The 19943-nt window shown below is 63.7% G+C and carries 13 protein-coding genes; 3 read left to right on the top strand and 10 right to left on the bottom strand.

Features of this window, described 5'->3' with window-relative positions; genetic code table 11:
- The 6 genes from OXU50_05990 to galE all read right to left on the bottom strand — a co-directional run.
- On the bottom strand, nucleotides 1-243 hold a 243-nt coding region (locus tag OXU50_05990; GenBank protein ID MDD9869426.1), incomplete at its 3' end, for an rRNA maturation RNAse YbeY.
- Nucleotides 244-248: 5 nt separating this feature from the next.
- Nucleotides 249-1223 (bottom strand): PhoH family protein, encoded by a 975-nt coding sequence (locus OXU50_05985; GenBank protein ID MDD9869425.1) that lies wholly within the window; start codon nucleotides 1221-1223, stop codon nucleotides 249-251.
- A complete protein-coding gene (miaB, locus tag OXU50_05980) occupies nucleotides 1220-2548 on the bottom strand; it encodes a tRNA (N6-isopentenyl adenosine(37)-C2)-methylthiotransferase MiaB (GenBank protein MDD9869424.1) in 1329 nt (442 codons plus the stop codon). Before miaB ends, OXU50_05985 begins: the two co-directional genes overlap by 4 nt.
- Nucleotides 2545-4464 carry a nucleoside-diphosphate sugar epimerase/dehydratase gene (locus tag OXU50_05975; protein MDD9869423.1) on the bottom strand — a complete coding sequence of 640 codons (1920 nt, stop codon included), beginning with the start codon at nucleotides 4462-4464 and terminating at the stop codon, nucleotides 2545-2547. Before OXU50_05975 ends, miaB begins: the two co-directional genes overlap by 4 nt.
- Nucleotides 4458-5612, bottom strand: coding sequence for a glycosyltransferase family 4 protein (locus tag OXU50_05970; GenBank protein ID MDD9869422.1), 1155 nt, complete (start codon nucleotides 5610-5612; stop codon nucleotides 4458-4460). The genes OXU50_05975 and OXU50_05970 overlap by 7 nt, the downstream gene beginning before the upstream one ends.
- A 64-nt stretch (nucleotides 5613-5676) precedes the next feature.
- Nucleotides 5677-6678: a UDP-glucose 4-epimerase GalE gene (gene galE, locus OXU50_05965; GenBank protein ID MDD9869421.1), complete on the bottom strand. Its 1002-nt coding sequence runs from the start codon at nucleotides 6676-6678 to the stop codon at nucleotides 5677-5679.
- Nucleotides 6679-6982: 304 nt separating this feature from the next.
- Here galE and OXU50_05960 point away from each other — a divergent pair, with 304 nt between their 5' ends.
- Nucleotides 6983-10081: a S8 family serine peptidase gene (locus OXU50_05960; GenBank protein MDD9869420.1), complete on the top strand. Its 3099-nt coding sequence runs from the start codon at nucleotides 6983-6985 to the stop codon at nucleotides 10079-10081.
- Nucleotides 10082-10108: 27 nt separating this feature from the next.
- Here the strand turns inward: OXU50_05960 and OXU50_05955 are convergent, their stop codons facing one another.
- Nucleotides 10109-11020, bottom strand: coding sequence for a VCBS repeat-containing protein (locus tag OXU50_05955; protein MDD9869419.1), 912 nt, complete (start codon nucleotides 11018-11020; stop codon nucleotides 10109-10111).
- A gap of 114 nt (nucleotides 11021-11134) precedes the next feature.
- Between OXU50_05955 and OXU50_05950 the strand changes: the two genes are divergently transcribed.
- Complete coding sequence (locus OXU50_05950; GenBank protein MDD9869418.1) at nucleotides 11135-13825, top strand: S8 family serine peptidase; 2691 nt, start codon at nucleotides 11135-11137, stop codon at nucleotides 13823-13825.
- Between the two features lie 117 nt (nucleotides 13826-13942).
- On the opposite strand, the gene OXU50_05945 is transcribed toward OXU50_05950, so the two are convergent.
- The 3 genes from OXU50_05945 to OXU50_05935 all read right to left on the bottom strand — a co-directional run bounded on the left by OXU50_05945 (nucleotide 13943) and on the right by OXU50_05935 (nucleotide 17036).
- Nucleotides 13943-15082 carry a glycosyltransferase gene (locus OXU50_05945; protein MDD9869417.1) on the bottom strand — a complete coding sequence of 380 codons (1140 nt, stop codon included), beginning with the start codon at nucleotides 15080-15082 and terminating at the stop codon, nucleotides 13943-13945.
- Between the two features lie 135 nt (nucleotides 15083-15217).
- Nucleotides 15218-15778, bottom strand: coding sequence for a single-stranded DNA-binding protein (gene ssb, locus OXU50_05940; GenBank protein MDD9869416.1), 561 nt, complete (start codon nucleotides 15776-15778; stop codon nucleotides 15218-15220).
- A gap of 55 nt (nucleotides 15779-15833) precedes the next feature.
- Complete coding sequence (locus OXU50_05935; protein MDD9869415.1) at nucleotides 15834-17036, bottom strand: MFS transporter; 1203 nt, start codon at nucleotides 17034-17036, stop codon at nucleotides 15834-15836.
- A gap of 99 nt (nucleotides 17037-17135) precedes the next feature.
- Between OXU50_05935 and uvrA the strand changes: the two genes are divergently transcribed.
- On the top strand, nucleotides 17136-19943 hold the full coding sequence (uvrA, locus tag OXU50_05930; protein ID MDD9869414.1) for an excinuclease ABC subunit UvrA: 2808 nt from the start codon (nucleotides 17136-17138) through the stop codon (nucleotides 19941-19943).

Here is a 19943-nt window from a genome sequence, read left to right as displayed (position 1 = left end):
GTCGCCCAGATAATCGTGCTCGACCGGCGCCGGCGGCGCCTCAAACGGAAACGACAGCACATTGGCCGCATGATCGCGTCCGCGGTAGCGCAGATTCAGCGCCGCCGACTCCTCCTCGCCGACGATGCGCACGCACACGCGCAGCGCGCGCGGCGACACGGCGTCGGCCCAGGCGCGGAATTCCGCCGCCGCCGGCAGATGGGCGGGCGGCGGGCGGGCGGCGACCTGCACGATGACTTCCATCGGCGTCAGGAAGACGCTCCCTTCCCGCGGTCGTAGGCGTTGACGATCTTTCGCACCAGCGGGTGGCGAATGACATCGTCGGAATCAAAGAAACTGAAGCCGATGCCGCCGACGGACTTCAGCACCGACAGCGCGTTGCGCAGCCCCGACTCGGCGCCGCGCGGCAAATCCACCTGCGTGATGTCGCCGGTGACGACCGCCTTCGAGCCGAAGCCGATGCGCGTCAGGAACATCTTCATCTGCTCGACCGTCGTGTTCTGCGCCTCGTCGAGGATGATGAAGGCGCCGTTCAGCGAGCGCCCGCGCATGTAGGCGAGCGGCGCGACCTCGATGACGCCGCGCTCAATCAATCGGTTGACGCGGTCGAAGCCGACCATCTCGTAGAGCGCGTCGTAAATCGGGCGCAGATACGGATCAATCTTCTGCGAGAAGTCGCCCGGCAGAAAGCCGAGCCGCTCGCCGGCCTCGACCGCGGGCCGTATCAGCACCAGTTTGCCGACCTGCCCGCGCTCCAGTATCTCGACGGCCCTGGCGACGGCCAGCCAGGTCTTGCCGGTGCCGGCGGGGCCGATGCCGAAGGTCAGGTCAAACCGTTCCATGTTGCGAAGATAACCGGCCTGGCGGCGTCCGCGCGCGCGGACGGTTTTCTTGCGGATGCGAACGCCGGCGGCGGCGTCATCGGCGTCATCGGCGTCATCGCCGGTGCCAAGCGAACTCGGCTGCAAACTCATCTGGATGTCGTCAAGCGTCAGGCCGCGGTCGGCCTCGGCGTACAGCGACCGCAGCAGGCGCGCCGCAGCGCGGCGCGGCGCCGCGTCGCCGGCGATCGAGAAGCGGTTTCCCTGCTGCACGATACGCACATCCAGATGGCGCTCCAGTTCGCGGATGTTGCGGTTCAGCGGCCCGCACAAACTGGCCAGATGCGACAGGTTCGCCGGCTCCAGCACAACGACCTCGGCGCTCAGCGGCGCGGCTTTCAATGGCTCACCAGCCTGCCCTGCAGCGAATTCGGCAGCGCCCGCGTGATCTCGACCTCGGCCCAGCGGCCCGTCCATTCCGGCCCGGCGTCAAAGTTGACGACCCGGTTGTTCTCGGTGCGCCCGCAGACCTGCCCCGGCGTCTTCTTCGACGGGCCGCACACCAGCACGCGCTCGACGGCGCCGACCATCGCCTCCGAAATGGCGGCGGCCATCGCTGTGATGCGCCGCTGCAAGCGCGCCAGCCGGTGTTTCTTGACCTCCGGCGGCGTGTCGTCGGGCAGCGCGGCGGCGGGCGTGCCGGGGCGGCGGCTGTACAGAAAACTGAAGGACTGGTCGTAGCCGACCTCCTCAATCAGCGCCATCGTGCGCTCGAAGTCGTCGTCGCTCTCGCCGGGAAAGCCGACGATGAAGTCGGACGACAGCGACAGGTTCGGGCGCGCCTTCCTGAGTTTGCGCACGATGGACTTGTATTCCGGCGCCGTGTAGCCGCGCTTCATCAGCGCGAGAATGCGGTCGGAGCCGCTTTGCACCGGCAGGTGCAGATGCCCTGCCAGTTGCGGAATCGCGGCGTGGGCCTCAATCAGGCCGTCGCTGAACTCAATCGGGTGCGAGGTCGTGTAGCGGATGCGGTCAATGCCGGGGACGGCGGCGACATGGTACAGCAGCGTCGCGAAGTCGGTGCAGTCGCCGCCGTCGCGCCGGCGGTAGCCGTTGACATTCTGCCCCAGCAGCGTCACCTCGCGCACACCCTGCGCCGCCAGCGCGGCGACCTCGCCGAGCACGCCATGCAGCGGGCGGCTGACTTCCTCGCCGCGTGTGTACGGGACGACGCAGAAGGTGCAGTACTTGCTGCACCCCTCCATGATGGAGACGAAGGCGGTGGGGCCGTCGGCGCGCGCCTCCGGCAGGCGGTCGAATTTCTCCATCTCCGGGAAGCGGATGTCCACCGTCGGCCTGCCATCGCGCTTGACGCTGTCCAGCATCGCCGGCAGCCGCTGTATCGTCTGCGGCCCGAAGACGATGTCCACGCACGGCGCGCGCGCGCGGATGGCGTCGCCCTCCTGGCTGGCGACGCAGCCGCCGACGCCGATGACAACGCCCGGCTTGCGCCGCTTCAGCGCCTTCCAGCGCCCGAGTTCGGAGAACACCTTCTCCTGCGCCTTTTCGCGCACCGAGCAGGTGTTCAGCAGCAGCACATCGGCCTCTTCCGGCGAGTCCGCCGGCGTCATGTCGTGCGAGGCCGCGAGGATGTCGAGTATCTTGCCGGAATCGTAGTCGTTCATCTGGCAGCCGTGCGTGCGCACAAAGACCTTGCGCGCGCTCATCGTTCCTCGCTCCCGCCGCGCGCGCGCCACAACAAGTCGTTCAGCGTCTCGCCGCCGTCGTAGGATGGCACCTCCCGCGCCAGCAGGCGTCCCAGTTCGGGCGCATCGCGCGCCGTGATGGCTTGCTCGACGGATTGCAGCACGGCCTCCATGCGCGGCCACTGCGGGCACGGCTCCAGCGCGCGCATGATTTTCGGGTGGGAGGTGGTTTCGGCGCCGCCGGTCAACAATTCCTCGCGCAGCTTTTCGCCGGGCCGCAGGCCGGTGTAGCGGATTTCAATGTCGCTTTGTTCATTGTCGCGCCCGCTCGCTCGCAGGCCGCTTAAATATATCATTTTCCGCGCCACTTCGGCGATTTTTACCGGTTTGCCCATGTCCAGCAACAGCACATCGCCGCTGTTCGCCAGCATTCCGGCCTGAATGACCAGTTCCGCGGCCTCGCGCAGCGTCATGAAATAGCGCTCGGCTTCCGGGTGGGTGACGGTGACGGCCTCGCGGCGGTCAATCTGGCCGCGAAACAGCGGGATGACCGAACCCGACGACCCCAGCACATTGCCGAAGCGCACAATCGAGAAACAGGTGCCGCCGCCGAGACCGGCAAGGGATTGCAGCAGCATCTCGGCGAGGCGCTTGCTGGCGCCCATGATGCTCGCCGGGCGCACCGCCTTGTCGGTTGAAATCAGCACAAAGCGGCCCGCCGACGCGGCCTTCGCCGCCGCCGCGACGACGCGCGTGCCGAGCACATTGTTTCTGACGCCGGCGATCAGGTTGCCCTCGACAATCGGCACATGCTTGTAGGCGGCGGCGTGATAAACCGTGTCCACCGGCCACGCACGGAACACCTCGGCGATGAAACCGGCGTCCTCGACCGACCCCAGCAGCGGCACGATGTCGGTCGCCGCGCGCGGCGCGTCCGGCGCGTCCGGCGAGGCCAGCGCGGCCAGCCGCTGCTGAATCGCGAACAGCGCGTATTCCGACTGTTCAACCAGCAGCAGCCGCCCCGCCTCCAGCGCCAGCAACTGCTCGCACAACTGCGAGCCGATGGAGCCGCCGGCGCCGGTGACGAGCACGCAGCGCCCGCGAACGCCGGCCTCCAGCAGCGCGCGGTCGGGCGGCACCGGGTCGCGCCCCAGCAGGTCTTCAATCTCGACGCGGTGGATGCGGTCCAGATGGACGCGCCCGGCGACCCATTCCTTCATCGGCGGCAGGACTTTCGTCCTGACCGGGTGCGTGCCCAGAAAATTCAGCACGCGCAATCGCTCGTCGTTGTCGGCGTCGTCGGCAAAGGCCGTCACCAGCACCTCCTCAATGCGCCCGGCCAGCCGCGCCAGTTCATCCGGCGCAACGACGCGCAGACCGGCAATCTCGCCGCCCTGCAAATCGTTGTTTTCATCAATGAAAAATTCGGGCCGGTAGCCGGTGTCGGAAGCCAGCAGCATCCGCGCCAGTTGCGCGCCCTCGTCGCCGGCGCCGTAAATCGCGACCGGCGTCTGCGCCAGTTTGCCGGGCCGCGCCAGCAACAGGTAGTGCATGACCACGCGGCTGCCGACCGTCAGCGTGAAGAAGATGAACCAGTCTATCAATATCACCGAGCGCGGCAGTTCGCGGATGTCGAGAAACAGCGCCGCGACGCCCCACAGCGCGATCGCCAGCGTAACCGCCAGCGCGACGGTGCCGATGGCCTCGAGCGAGAAATGGCGGACGACGGCGCGGTAGAGACCGGTGCGGACAAACACCGGAATCGCCGTCAGCGGCGCCGCGACAAACAGCGGCCACCAGCGCCCGTCCAGCGGCACCCACTGCTCAAGGCGCAGCGACAGCGCCGCCCACAGCGAGAAAACGCTGATAACCGAATCCGCCGCCGCCGTCACGAGGCGTTTCGCCGTCCGCGGCAGATGGGCAAGCCAGGTCAGCATTGCCCGTCTCCGCGCTGCGGTTTGCCGCCGCCGGCGCCTGCCGACAGCGCCACCGCAGCCAGCGGCAGCAGCGCCAGCGCCGCGCACCATGCGCCCCATGCCGGGCGCAGCGCGGCCAGCAGCGCCAGCGGCGCCAGCCACAACACATTGACCGCGGCGACGCCGAGCGACACGGCGGCGTGCGCGCGTGTGCGCGCGTTGCCGCGACCGGCGTCAAAGCGCCGCTGCAATGCGCGCGCGAAGCGCTGATAGGCGTGGTCGCGGTGCGCCTGATAGACTTTCTGGCGGCGCCACAACCGCCGCAGCAGCGTAACGGTCGCGTCGCAGAAAAACACGCCGAACAAAATCATCCACGCCCACACCGTCATCGCGCCGTCCATCGCCGTGCGGATTGCGAACAGGCCGAGGCAGAAACCGAGAAAGCCGCTGGCGGTGTCGCCCATGAACACCTGCGCCGGCGGCCAGTTCCAGACCGTGAAGCCGGCGACCGCCGCCGCCAGCACCGCCAGCGGCGCGACCGCATAATGCCCCGGCGACACAAACCACAGGATGGCCGCCGCCGCCAGCGCGATGGTGATGGCCTCAATGCCGGCGATGGCGTCTATGCCGTCCATGAAATTGAAGAAGTTCAGCACCCACAGCAGCAGCAGCCCTTGCAGCAGGTAGAGCGCGCCGCCCGGCGCGATGACCTGCGCGCCGAACGCCAGCGGCGGCGTTCCCAGCCACAGGCAGCAGGCCGCGACCGCCGCCAGCGTCAGTGTGAAGCGCACCGGCGTCGGCAGGCCGACGATGTCGTCGGCGAGGCCGACGGCGGCGACCAGGCCGCCGCCGGCCAGCAGCGCCCAGAACAGCCGCGTGTCAAAGCCGGCGGTTGCGTGCAGCAGCGCAATCGCCGCCAGAAACACGACGACCGCCGCCAGCCCGCCGCCACGCGGCACCGGCTCGGCGTGCGAACTCCGTGCATTGGGAATGTCGAGAATGCGCCGCGACGCCAGGATGCGCGTCAGATGCTGCGTTAATTCCAGTGTGATGAAAAACGCGGCGGCGGGCATCAGGTAATACCAACTGATATTGAATGTGATGAAAAACGCCGAAAACCCGGCCAGCGCCGCGGCCAGGAAAACATAATACTGCCAACCCGCGTTCACGGCGCTTCCCCTGCGGCGAGGCGGCGCTGCGCGCGCGAACGGCGCGGTGATGCGGCGCTCATGTTCACAGTGTTTCTCCGGCGGCGAGGCGGCGCTGCCAGCGCCACGCGCTGCCGATGATGGCGTCGAGATGGTCGTGGCGCGGCGTCCAGCCCAGCACTTTCCGTATCCGGCGGTTGTCGGCGACCAGTTCCGGCGGGTCTCCGGCGCGGCGCGGCGCGGCGGTAACCGGAAAGTCGGCGCCGGTTACGCGCTTCGCCGCATCCAGCACCTCGGCGACGCTGTAACCGCGGCCATAGCCGCAGTTCAGAATCTGCGTCTCCGGCGTCTTCTTCTGCCGCGCAAGTTGCTCCAGATAGGCCAGCGCGCAGCGGTGCGCGTCGGCGATGTCGTGAACATGAATGTAATCGCGCACGCAGGTGCCGTCGCGGGTGTCGTAGTCGGCGCCGTACACGGCGACGCCGTCAATCCGCCCGGCGGCGGCACGGCAGGCCATTGTGATTAGATGTTCGGCGGCCTCGCTGCGCTGGCCGATGCGGGCGTCCGGGTCGGCGCCGGCGACATTGAAATAGCGCAGAATCACGCAGTTGAAACCGGCGGCGCGGGCGATGTCCGCCGCCATCATCTCGCAGGCCAGTTTGGAGCCGCCGTACGGGTTGATTGGCCGCGTCGGCGCGTCTTCGGCGATCGGCTGCGACGACGGCGCGCCATAGACCGCCGCGGTTGAAGAGAAGACAAAATGCCGCACACCGTGGCGGCGGCAGCCGTCGAGCAAATTCAATGTGGCCGCGGTGTTGTTGGCGTAATAGCGGCACGGCTCGCGCACCGACTCCGGCGCCGACACCGACGCGGCCAGGTGCACGACGGCGTCGAAAGCGCCGCGCCCGAGCAGCGCATCCAGGCCGTCGCCGCCGATGTCGGCGACGACCAGTTCACCGGCCAGCACCGCCTCGCGCGCGCCGCCGGACAGGTCGTCGCAAACGACGAGGTCGTGGCCGTCTTCCGCCAGCGCCAGCACGACATGACTGCCGACATAACCGGCGCCGCCGGTCACCAGCACTTTCATCGTTCGCTTACCCGCACCGATTCGCGCACGCAGGCAATCCGCGCGCCGATGACATCCGCGCCGCCGGCGTGGTGCCGGCTGATTTGTGCAATGTAATGTCCATCTCGCAACTTCCGCTTTACATCCATGCGTTGCCGGATTGAATGCCGGCAAAATATACACAATCAAGCGGGACTGCACACGAAGGCGGGAATGGCGGTGCAGTGGCGGCGCCGGTGGTTGGTGCAGCACTGCCACCCGCCCCTCCGCCATTCCTGCAACCTTCCCGCCATTCCTGCGAAAGCAGGAATCTTAGGATACCACCTTGCCGCCATTCCTGCGAAAGCGGGCATCCGGGGGGTTGGCGTCGGCACTGGCGTCAGTGGCCGTGCGGAAAACCGGAAAAGGCATTGCGGCGGCGCCCCTTCGCCGCCAACGGGTATCAATGGTTGCGCGGCGCAAGCGCCGCCGCGTGGAATATCAGCGCAGCGGCGCGGTGGCGGCGAGGCCAATCAGCGAGTGCTGTTCAGCAGCAGTTGTGACTGAAAGTCCTCGGCAAAGGGAAAGCCCGGCGACGCACCATGCAGGGGTGCCGCAAACGACAGGATTGCCCATGCCGCTGATATGGAAAGCAGTCTCGCTGCTGCAAGAGTCGGTTTCATATGAATGTCCCGTTCATACGGATGGCCGATACTACCATAGAAACCACCCTTTGGTATGGTATATCATATCCATTGAAAAATCGGTATTTTTTGCCGCTGCAAACCCTTCTTCCAATATGTATTTTTTTCGGAAAACAGGAAAAGCCGGATGGTACATCGGGGGGGCTGTTGCCGCCCTGATGATGATTTTGCTGGCTGAATCTTCAACACCACCTCGTTATAAAGCCGCAACATCCGGCACAAACACCGCGCACAAAGACTTCCAGCCCGTACTGAAAAACATCAAGACCATTCCTGAACATCTCATTAAAGGTAAAGCCGAACGCCAAACACTACTGGTCAAACGCTTGTCCGGCGTACCCGAACCTGCCAACGGCCCAATGGCGGTACTCTCCCAAATGAAAGAGGTTCACATACCCTACCTTGGCCATTTCGACATCTCCGCCGTCAAAGTACCCGCCGCATGGGACACAGATTGGCTGTTGGAGATTATCCGCCAAGACCCTTCAGTGAAGCACGCATACAAAGAAGAAAAAATGCAATCTTTCAGCGTCTGGCCTAATGACCCGGCCTTCAGGAAACAAACCAACCTTCACGACCCCGTCCGCGATGTGGACATAGATGCCCCGGAAGCGTGGGCTTATATCACCGGCAGTGACAACGTCGTTATTGCGGTACTCGAAAGCTCCGGCCTTGATGACATTCATCCAGACTTGTTTCTCAACCTTTGGGTCAACAGCAGTGAAACTGAGGGCCTGCCCGGCATAGACGATGACAACAACGGATGCATAGACGATATACATGGCTGTAACCTGGACAACACCCCCGCAGATGGCAGGATTTTTCGTGAGGGTGATACTCACGGCAGGTCAGTTTCCAGTGTTCTGGCGCGAGGAAACAACGATTACGCAATCACAGGCGTCATCTGGAATACCCGGATTATGTATGTGGAGGGCGGCACCGTGGAGGGATTAGAGTATGTCATGGACATGCGGGATTTGGGAGTCAATGTCAGGGTCGTCAATCACAGCAGAGGCCTCGTAGAAGGTTGCAATCCAATTACCCCGGACGATGATGATTTGAATGATTACAATGCAATTAGAGACGCTGGACAGCAGGGAATCCTGTTTGTCCAGCCAATTGGAAACCGCGATATAAATTACGCCAGCACACCACAGAAGACGAAGCAGATTGACCCGGGCTGCCTCAAAACCGATAACATGATTGTTGTCGCGGGGCAGAGTGAAGATTCCCGAACTCGTTGGGTGGATACCCCTGGTGTACTTGCCTCCAACTACGGTGCCAATGTAGGCGACTTGTACGCGCCCGCCGAGGATTTGCATGTCCTGGATCGTTCCCAAACGGATGGTTACAGAAAACTTAGTGTCGGGGGGACTTCCCTTGCAGCCCCCCATGTCGCCGCCGCCGCCGCCCTGTTGTGGTCGTTCAGGCCGGACCTGACCATTGCCGAGGTGCGCAGTGCGCTGCTTGGTACCGTGGACCGCTTCGATACATTCAAAACCACTGCCACCGTTGTTATAGACGGCACCCCGAGCGTTGTCATCACAGACACCGTCGCCTCCGGCGGCGCCCTGAACATCGCAAACGCCCTCTATTCCGTCGCAACACCCGGCATTCGCATTCACTCCTCACAAACCACCATCGCCGAAGGAACCAGCGGCTACATTGACCTGTCATTGACAAGAGAACCCGTCCGGCCCTCCTCCGGCGAGGTCGTTGTGCTGGAAGGCGTCGCCACCCCGCTCTCTGACGCCGATGCCGTCGTCACACCCTCCACACTGACCTTCACTTCCCGCAACTGGCACATCCCGCAGAGAATGACCGTCCGCGCCGCTGGAACCAGCGGCAGTGAAATCACACTGCAAGTCTCGGTCAACGACGAACGCTCAACCACAGACTACCGAACCATGGTACGCACCGCAACCATGACACTGCAAAGCGAAGGCATCAGGCCAACCCTGCACATACCCCAACGCATCACCGAAGGAAACATCGCAACCGCCACCATCCACTTCAGCGACCGGCTGCTCAACGCCGCACAATTCACCATCACCACCACCGGCGCCGGTACCGCCGTTGAGGGCGAAGACTACACACTCCCCGACACCATCACAGCCGAAGCCGACTCCACTTCCGCCACCTTCACCATCCAGACAATCAACAATCCAGGCTACAACGGCCCCGACAAAACCATCCACCTGCAAGTCACCACCGAAAACCCCCGCATCTCGCCCCAGGCCCTGCCCCTGCAAGCCACCCTGACCATAGAAGACAGCGACACCCCCATCATGACCATCACCGTCCTGCCCCGCACCATCACACAGAGCAACACAGAAACAAACGCCCCAACCGCCACCGCAACCATCACACTCGACCGCATGGCCGTGCAAGATGTGACTTTCTCCCTCAACGCAAGACCAATCGGGGGCGGCGACATCAACCACCTGTTCAACAACATCAGCGGCAACACCTGGCCCGTAACCGCAACCATCGTAGAGGACGCCACCGCAACCGAAATCATCATCCACTCAATAGACGAGGACGATATAGAGGGCAGAACCCACTGGATACGCTTGTCTCCGGCCCTCCCCCCTGATGCCGCCGCAAGACTCGGCCAACCCAACCGTGCCCTCCTGATCACAAGAGACGACGACGGAGACTCCTCCACCTACCTGCGCCTGCGCGTCTTCCTTGAAGGGGCGGTGCTCACAAACACCACCATCATCCAGACAAACCCGTGACGGATTGAAACGAAAGGGGAGAAAAGACTACGCAGTCAGAAAAACGATATGCGGCACCCCCTCACCGCCATTGACCCTGCCCGAAACCACCCGCCCGTGCCCGCCATCGTCAAAACCCCCACTGCCGTCGTTCAGATGAAACATATTCACGCCGCCGGTCCTCGCAATGAACAGGTCCATGTCATCGTCTTCGTCAAAATCACCAATCCCCAAACCCATGTTCCGGCCCTCGGCGTCGGGAAACGCATCATCCTTCTCGCTGAAATTGCCCGCACCATCGTTCAGGTGAACCTCAACGATGCGCCCCCTCCTTTGCGCCAGCACCAAATCAAGGTCGCCGTCACCGTCCATGTCCGCAGAAGCAAGCGCAATGACGCGCAAGTTCGACAACCGCCTGCGCTCTCTGAAATTACCGCGTTTCCCTTCGTCGTTCATGAACGGAATCACCGCGTGCGAATCACCCGCCGCCGCAACATCCAGCCAACCGTCCCGGTCAAAATCGCCAATGGCCATGGCCTTGAACGGCACCGCCGAAGTGATCCTGACCGGCTCGATGGATTCCAGATTATCCTTGTCATCATCGTCAACATAATAGACAAGAACCCCGCCGGCGCCTGCGGTAATGACATCCATATTGCCGTCACCATCCATGTCATGCACCGCAATGTCATGAATGGCGGTGTTGGCCCGTGAATTGCCGATTCCGGCATCCCGGGGGGCGAGATCAAGGCTCCCCAACTGAAGGTGCCGTGCACGACCAAGCGTCACACTGCCGCTGGTCCACAACGCAGTGGTCTGGGTGCTTAACAAAGGCTGTGACTGAAAGTCTTCGGCAAAGGGGAAGCCGGGCGATGCACCATGCAGGGGCGCCGCAAACGGCAGGGTTGCCCATGCCGCAAATACAAAAAGCAGTCTCGCTGTTGCAAGAGTCGGTTTCATTCGGATGTCCCGGTTACTCTGGTAGTTAATACTATCACAGATAACGCCCGGCAGCGTGGTATATCATACCCATTGAAAAATCGGCATTTTTGCTGATTGCGGGCACTTTTCAGCATGACGGTTTCGTGGAAAACAGGAAACACCGGATGGTACATCGGGGGGGCCATTGCCGCCCTGCTGATGATACTGCTGGCCGAATCTTCCGCACCGCCGCGCAGCGAAATCACAACATCCACACAAACACCATACAAAAAAGACTTCCGCCCCGTCCTGAAAAACATCAAAACCATTCCCGAACACCTGCTTGACGAAAAAACCAAACGCCAGAAACTGCTGGTCAAACGCTTGGCTGGCGCACCAGAACCCACCAATGGGCCGATGGCGATACTCTTCCAAATGGAAGAAGTTCGCATAACCTACCTTGATCAATTGGACATCTCCACCGTAGAGGTTCCCGCCACATGGAATGCCGACTGGCTGCTGGAGATTATTCGGCAAGACCCGTCGGTGGACTATGCAGGCATGGAGTACAGCGGCAAAAGAGTGCCACATTCCCTGCCCTTCGGAAACAGGCCGAACGACCCCAGTTTCAATGACCAAACCAACCTGCACGACCAGAAAAACGATGTGGATGTGGACGCCCCGGAAGCATGGGCGTACACCACTGGCAGCGACAATGTCGTGGTTGTGGTAGTTGATAACCGTTTTGATGTTAACAACCCGGAATTACGCCCCAACCTGTGGATTAACAGCAGCGAAACTGCAGGCGACAGCATGGACAACGACAACAACGGCTGTACGGATGATATTCACGGCTGTTATTTTAATGGTAGCAGGAGTGACGGCTACTTAGATGTTCCGTCCGAAGATGTTCGGGATGGGCATGGCACGCTGGTTGCCAGCGTTCTCGGGGCTCGGGGAAACAACAACAATGAGATTGCAGGCGTCGCCTGGAATATCAGGATGATGTTTTTGAACGATTCTAACCTGTCGGTGGATAGCTATAACTACATCCTTAAAATGCGGCGCAGAGGCGTCAACATTCGGGTCGTCAATTACAGTCGGGGGCCCGCGAATGGCTTCGAAGATTGCGACTCCAGAGTCGCAATCTTCGAATTATCATCCAAACAATGTAAGGAACGAGGCATAGAAAATCAATGTATGGAATACATGTCTCTGGAACAGCTTGAAGCAGAAGGAATTCTGCTTGTTACATCGGCTGGAAACAATGGAATAAACTACAACAATCATCAAGATCGACTGCCAACAGTGCGTTGTTATGACCTTGATAACATCATTGTTGTCGCGGGACAAAGTAAAACTGCTCGAGAACGCTGGGATAGGACCAATTACGGGGACATGACAGCTGACTTGTACGCACCTGCTGAAGAAATACCAACCAGCCCTCGGCAATTTTTACCGGACCTTCCCGGAAAGCCAGATATGCAAATAGACCCTGATGGAACTTCCCTTGCAGCCCCCCATGTCGCCGCCGCCGCCGCCCTGCTTTGGTCATTCAAACCGGACTTGACCGTCACCGAAGTACGCAGTGCGCTGCTCAATACTGTGGACCGCTTTGATTCGTTCAAACTGAGAGATGAAAACGGTGTCCCGACAACAGACACCGTCGCCTCCGGCGGCGCCCTCAACATCGCAAACGCCCTTTATTCCGTCGCGACGCCCGGCATTCGCATTCATTCATCACAAACCACCATCGCCGAAGGAATCAGCGGCTATATTGACCTGTCCCTGACAAGAGAACCTGTCCGGCCCTCCTCCGGCGAGGTCGTTGTGCTGGAAGGCGTCGCCACTCCGCTCTCTAACGCCGATGCCGTCGTCACACCCTCCACACTGACCTTCACTTCCCGCAACTGGCACATCCCGCAGAGAATGACCGTCCGCGCTGCTGGAACCAGCGGCAGTGAAATCAGGCTGCGAGTCGAGGTGGACCAGCACCTCTCAACCACCCACTACCACATCGTGCCCATGCACACCGCAGCCATGACACTGCAAAGCGAAGGCATCAGGCCCACCCTGCACATACCCGCGCGCATCGCGGAAGGAGACACCGCAACCGCCACCATCCGGTTCAGTGACCGGCTCATCAACGCCGCACAATTCACCATCAGCGCCACCGGCACCGCGACCAAAGGCACAGACTACACACTGCCCGAAACCATCACAGCCACAACCGACTCCAACTCTGTCACCTTCACCATCCCGACAATCACAGACAACACCTACGAACCCGATGAAACCATCCACCTGCAAATTACCACCCCGGAATCTTCCATCTCACCCCAAACCTTGCCGCCAGCAACCCTCACAATAGAAGACAGCGACACCCCCGTCATGACCATCACCGTCCTGCCCGATGTCATCTTCCAGAGCAGCCGGACCGCAACAGCCCAAACCGCCACCGCAACCATCACACTCGACCGCCCCGCCATCGCCAATGTGCCGTTCTTTCTTGACGCCGGCTCGTTGTACAGGCACGACACAAGCCACCTGATGAACCACCTGACCGGCGATGTCTGGCCCACCAGCGCAACCATCGTCACAGGAGGCACCTCAACCGAAATCATCATCCATTCAATAGACGAGGATGAAGAACCTTCCATATTCCAGCGAATAACGCTGTCTCTCGACATCTCCCCCGATACCGCCGCAAGGCTCGGCACGCCACACCGGGCAACCTTGAGGGTATGGGACGACGACGGAAACACGGGCCTTTACCTGAGACTGCGCGTCTTCATGGAAGGCGCGGTATCCACAGACACCGGCGCCACCCAAGCCGACCCGTAACCCCCTGAAACCCGGCTTCCTGCTTCCGCAGGAATGGCGGCAGGCGGTGCTCTACTGCTTGCAGGTGATGTTCCGCCGCTTTCGCGGCAATGGCGCGGGGTTGCCGCTGCCGGCGGTTTATGCCGCCTCCGCCGGCTGGTTCAGGCCCTCGCCGTAAATTCGCTGCAAGCGTTCGCACATTCGGTCGCGCGTGAACATTTCCTCAAAACGGCGGCGGCCATGTTCGCCGAGGCGGCGCGCCAGCGCCGGGTCGCGCCTCAGCACATCAAGCGCGCGCGCCAATGCGCGCGGGTCGCGCGGCGGCACATTGAAGCCGCTGACGCGGTCGGCGTTGACCCAACTGACGCCGGAACCCGGCACAATCGTCGCCACAACCGGCTTCGCAAAACACATCGCCTCAACCTGGACGACGCCGAACGCCTCCGAAGGCAGCGTTGAACTCAGGCAAAACGCATCGCACGCGCGGTAATGCCCGGCGACTTCGCGCTCCGACAGCGCGCCCGGCAGAAACACCCTCGCCGACAGGCCAAGTTGCTCGATGCGCCGCCGCAGCGCGCGCCGGCACGGGCCGTCGCCGCCAATCAGGATGTTGACGGACTCGTGCAGATGCACGGCGGCCTCAACCAGGTATTCAAACCCCTTGTAATAAACCAGCCGCCCCATCGCAAACACCAGAAAACGCCCCGGATAGCGCGCGCGCACCGCCGCCGCGTCGGCGGCGCCGGCGCGCGGTTCAACATCCTCAATGCCAATCGGCACGACGGCGACCTTGCCGCGGCACGACGCCAGATGCGCCGAACGCACATACGCCGGCGTGCTGACGATGACGGCGGCGGCGCGGCGCAGCAGCCAGCGCTGCAACGGCAGAAACAGCGGCAGCATCGCCTTCTGCCGGACGATGTCGCTGTGCCAGTGCACCACCACCTTGATCCGGCGCGGCAGGCGCGCCAGAAACAGCGCCAGCGTCGCGCTCGGGTCGGGGTGGTGCAGGCAGATGACATCATAACCGGCGGCAATCTTCGCCAGTCGCGTGAACAGCCCCGGCGCCAGCGGCAGCGACAGAAAATCGCCGTACCAGGCGGCGCGGTAAATGACGCCGCCCGCCACCGTCTCACGCGACGCCGACCGCGTTTTGTTGCAGCACAACACATCGCAGCGAACGCCGCGCCCGGCGAGGCCCTCGCGAATGTGGTAAATCGCAGACTCAATGCCGCCCCTGGAAGGCGGATAAAACCGCCCGAACTGCAAGACTCTCATGCAAGCAACACAACGGATGGGGACACGACGACAGGGCCGGCGGCGGCAGCGGAAACAAGGGCGGCGGCGGCGGCGAAGCCATCCGCCCCGGCCCGTCCGCCGTCCCCGCCCCGGCCCCTGCGGCCCACAAGGCCGCTAAAAGGGAATGTCGTCGTTGTGGTCGAGCGCCGGACTTTGCGCGCCCTCGCCCTGCCCCTGACCCTGGCCCTGGCCTTGGCCCTGACCATATCCCTGACCATGTCCTTGGCCATGTCCTTGACCATGTCCCTGGCCATGTCCCTGGCCCTGCTGCGACGCGGCGCTGCGGCGCGGCGGGCGGTCAGGCCGGTCGTACTGCGCGGTGCTGTCGCCGCCCGATTTGCGGCCCAATATCTGCATATCGGAAACGATGATCTCGGTCGTGAAGCGGTCGTTGCCGCCCTGGTCCTGCCATTTGCGCGTCTGCAAACGGCCCTCGACATAAATCTGCGAGCCTTTGTGCAGATATTCGCCGACAATCTCGGCGACCCTGCCAAAGAACACCAGCCGATGCCATTCGGTTTTCTCCTGGCGTTCGCCGGTGTCGCGTTTCTTCCAACTTTCGGTCGTCGCGAGCGACAGGTTGCAAACGGCGGATCCGCTGGGCGTGTAACGCACCTCCGGGTCCTGTCCGAGATTACCTATCAGTATCGCCTTGTTGACGCCTCCTCCTGCCATAAAACAAATCCTCTGTGGTGGTTAAGTGCAAACTCCTTGCCAAACGCCCATCATATTACTTTTCGGGGCGTTCGGCCAGTGTTCCGGAATCCGGGCGGCGCGCGCCCGCGCCCACCGGCGCCATGCCGAAGGCGGCGGCGAACCACGCCAGCAGCGGCAAGGCCGCCAGCGGCGCAATCCAGCCGCTGCCCAGCCATTCACCGGCAAGGCCGGCGCCGGCGGCGCCGCAGAACACGCCGAAAAACTGGGCCGCGGCGAACACCCCCATTGAAGCGCCGCGCGCGTCCGCCGCGCAGGTGCGGCTGACCAGCGCCGGCAAACTCGCCTCCAGATACATGAACGCGGTGAAGAACAGCACAATCAGCGCGACAAACGCGGCGGCCTGCGTCGGCAGCGCCCACGCCGCCTGCGCCGCCGCCGCGACGATGATTGCGGCGAGAAAAAACCCCTTCACGCGGCGGCGCTTCTCGCCGGCAATCAGCGCCGGCAGCATCAGCGCGAAAGACGCCGGCAGCAGCAGCAGATAGAACAGCCAGTGGTCGGGCGGCGCCAGCCCGAGGCGCGGCCCGATCAGTTGCGGCAGCACCAGGAAATTCGCCGCCATCGCCGCGTGCAGCGCGAAAATGCCGCCGTACAGGCGCAGCAGGTCGCGGCGCGCGAAGGCGGCGCGCAAACCGGCGCCAAGCGCCGGCGCCGCGGGCGCCGGCGGCGACGGCGTCAGCGCCGCGACCAGCACGATGGCGGCGACGCCGAGCGCCGCCGTCAGCAGGAAAATGCCCGACAGCCCGGCGACGGCCTGCACCGCAGGCCCCAGCACCAGCGCCAGCGCGAAGGCCACGCCGATGCTGGCGCCGATGGCGGCGTTGACCTTGGATCGCTGCTCCTCGCGGCTGAGGTCGGCGGCCAGCGCCATCAGCGCCGACGCGACCGCGCCCAGCCCCTGCAACGCGCGCCCGGCGATGACGCCGCCGATCGTCTCCGACGACGCGGCGACGAGGCTGCCGGCGCAAAACACCGCCAGCCCGGCGACGATGACGCGCTTGCGGCCCCAGCGATCCGACAGCATGCCCATCGGAATCTGCATCAGCGCCTGGGTCAGGCCGTAAATGCCGAGGGCGACGCCGGCCAGCAGGTGCGTGGCGCCGCGAAATTCGCCGCTGTGCAGCGCGAACACCGGAAAAATCATGAACAGGCCGAGCATGCGGACCGCATAGACGCCGCCGAGACTGACGGCGGCGCGCTTTTCGAGTCGGTTCATCGAGAACCCGGGCATCGGCGCAAAAACATGTCGGGACGGGGGTCTGCCGTGGCGGACGGGATGGGGTAATATAGCAGATTAACCCGGCTGTTTTGCAAAGTGATACGAATCAAGGGTGCGCGCACCCACAACCTGAAAAACATCCATCTTGAAATCCCGCGCAACCGGCTGATTGTCATCACCGGCCTGTCCGGCTCCGGCAAGTCGTCGCTGGCCTTTGACACCATCTTCGCCGAGGGCCAGCGGCGTTATGTGGAGTCGCTGTCGGCCTACGCCCGGCAGTTCCTGACGCGCATCGAGAAACCCGATGTGGACCGCATCGAGGGGCTGTCGCCGGCCATTTCAATAGACCAGAAGGCGACCTCGCACAACCCGCGCTCGACGGTCGGCACCGTCACCGAGATACACGACTACCTGCGGCTGCTCTACGCGCGCGCGGCGACGCCGTGCTGCCCGCAACACGGCGAGCCGCTCGAGGCCGAGACCGTCGGCCAGATGTGCGACCGCCTGATGGCGCTGCCGGAGAACACCCGCGTGATGCTGCTGGCGCCGCTGGTGCGCGGGCGCAAGGGCGAATACGCGCGGCTGCTGGAGCACCTCAGGATGCAGGGCTATGTGCGCGCGCGCATAGACGGCGCGCTGTGCGAACTCGACGCCGCGCCGCCGCTGGACCTGAGGCGCAAGCACACCATTGAAGTCGTCGTGGACCGCCTGAAAATCAGGCCGGGCGTTGAACTGCGCGTCGCCGAGTCGCTTGAAATCGCGCTGCGCCTCGCCGACGGGCTGGCGCTGGCGGCGCCGATGGACGGCGGCGGCGACGAGGTGCTGCTGTCGGCCAAATTCGCGTGCCCGCGCTGCGGCTACACGCTGGGCGAACTCGAGCCGCGCCTGTTCTCGTTCAACAACCCCGCCGGCGCCTGCCCCGAATGCGACGGCCTCGGCACCGTCGAGTACTTCGACGAGGACAAGATTGTCAACCCGGCGCTGAGCATCGCCGGCGGCGCGGTGCGCGGGCGCGACCGCCGCAACCGCCAGTATCTCGAGACGATGCAGGCGCTGGCCGAACACTACCGCTTCGACATTGAAGCGCCGTTTGAATCGCTGCCGGAGGACATCCGCTCGGTCATCCTCTACGGCGGCGGCGACGAGGTCGTGTTTCACTACCGCGACAGCGCCGACCGCCGCGTCCGGCGCCGCCATCCGTTCACCGGCGTCATCGCCGGCATGGAGCGGCGCTACGAGGAAACCGGCTCCGACAAGGTGCGCGAGGAACTGCGGCGCTACCTGTCGCTGCAAGCCTGCCCCGAATGCGACGGCGAGCGCCTCAACACCGCGGCGCGCCATGTCGTGCTGCAGGGCGCGCGGCTGCCGGAAATCTCGGCGATGACCATCGCCGATGCGCTGGCGTTTTTCGGGCGCCTGAAACTGCCCGGCGTCAAGGCCGAAATCGCCGGCAAGATCGTCGCCGAAATCCACCGCCGCCTGCAATTCCTTGTCAATGTCGGCCTGGACTACCTGTCGCTCGGGCGCAGCGCCGAGACGCTGTCCGGCGGCGAGGCGCAGCGCATCCGCCTCGCCAGCCAGATCGGCTCCGGCCTGGTCGGCGTCATGTACATCCTCGACGAACCCTCGATCGGGCTGCACCAGCGCGACAACCGCCGCCTGCTGGACACGCTGACCGAACTGCGCGACCTCGGCAACACCGTCATCGTCGTCGAGCACGACGAGGAGGCGGTGCGCAGCGCCGACCACATCATTGACATCGGCCCCGGCGCCGGCGAACACGGCGGGCGCGTCGTCGCCCAGGGCACGCCGCGCCAGATCGAGAAGAAAAGCGCGTCGCTGACCGGCCAGTACCTGGCCGGGCGCCGCCGCATAGAGGTGCCGCGAAAGCGCACGCCGGCGAACCCGAAGCGCCGCATCAAGATCCGCAAGGCCAGCGGCAACAACCTGAAAAACATCAATGTCGAGATACCGCTGGGGCTGCTGGTGGCCGTCACCGGCGTCTCCGGCTCCGGCAAATCCACGCTGGTCAACGAGACGCTCTACAAGCACGCCGCGCGCCGCCTCAACGGCGGCGCCCACCTGATGGAGGCGCCGTGCGAGGAGATACTCGGCATCGAGCAGATTGACAAGGTGATTGATGTCAACCAAAGCCCCATCGGCAAGACGCCGCGCTCCAACCCGGCGACCTACACCGGGCTGTTCACGCCGATACGCGAACTGTTCGCGGCGACGCCCGAGGCGCGCTCGCGCGGCTACACGCCGGGGCGGTTCAGTTTCAATGTCAAGGGCGGACGCTGCGAGGCGTGCCGCGGCGGCGGCCTGATTCGCGTCGAGATGCACTTTCTGCCCGACATCTATGTCACCTGCGACATCTGCCGCGGCAAGCGCTACAACCGCGAGACCCTCGACATCCGCTACAAGGGAAAGAACACCAGCGAGGTGCTCGACATGACGGTCGAGGAGGCGCGCGCCTTCTTCGACGCGGTGCCGGCGGTGCGAAACCGGCTGCAAACGCTGATGGATGTCGGCCTGTCATACATCAAACTCGGGCAGAACTCGACGACGCTGTCCGGCGGCGAGGCGCAGCGCGTCAAACTGTCGCGCGAACTGTCGCGGCGCGACACCGGCAGAACCCTCTACATCCTCGACGAGCCGACCACCGGCCTGCATTTCCACGACATCGAGCAGTTGCTGCAGGTGCTCTACCGGCTGCGCGACGGCGGCAACACCATCGTCGTCATCGAGCACAACCTTGATGTCATCAAGACCGCCGACTGGATCATTGACCTCGGCCCGGAAGGCGGCGCCAGGGGCGGGCGCGTCGTCGCCGCGGCGACGCCCGAGGACATCGTCCGCCGCAAGGGGTCATGGACCGGGCGCTATCTGAAAAAGCACCTGTGA

The sequence above is a fragment of the Gammaproteobacteria bacterium genome, from assembly GCA_028817225.1.
GTDB lineage: Bacteria > Pseudomonadota > Gammaproteobacteria > Poriferisulfidales > Oxydemutatoraceae > Oxydemutator.
Note: the sequence above shows the minus strand (reverse complement) of the source record. Positions and strands in the feature narration are given on the sequence as shown.

Bases quoted from the DNA above. Each gene is read 5' to 3' on its own strand.
- galE (MDD9869421.1), bottom strand. From the start codon at position 6,678: ATGAAAGTGCTGGTGACCGGCGGCGCCGGTTATGTCGGCAGTCATGTC.
- OXU50_05955 (MDD9869419.1), bottom strand. From the start codon at position 11,020: ATGAAACCGACTCTTGCAACAGCGAGACTGCTTTTTGTATTTGCGGCA.
- OXU50_05975 (MDD9869423.1), bottom strand. From the start codon at position 4,464: ATGCTGACCTGGCTTGCCCATCTGCCGCGGACGGCGAAACGCCTCGTG.
- OXU50_05950 (MDD9869418.1), top strand. From the start codon at position 11,135: ATGACGGTTTCGTGGAAAACAGGAAACACCGGATGGTACATCGGGGGG.
- ssb (MDD9869416.1), bottom strand. From the start codon at position 15,778: ATGGCAGGAGGAGGCGTCAACAAGGCGATACTGATAGGTAATCTCGGA.
- miaB (MDD9869424.1), bottom strand. From the start codon at position 2,548: ATGAGCGCGCGCAAGGTCTTTGTGCGCACGCACGGCTGCCAGATGAAC.
- OXU50_05945 (MDD9869417.1), bottom strand. From the start codon at position 15,082: ATGAGAGTCTTGCAGTTCGGGCGGTTTTATCCGCCTTCCAGGGGCGGC.
- OXU50_05935 (MDD9869415.1), bottom strand. From the start codon at position 17,036: ATGAACCGACTCGAAAAGCGCGCCGCCGTCAGTCTCGGCGGCGTCTAT.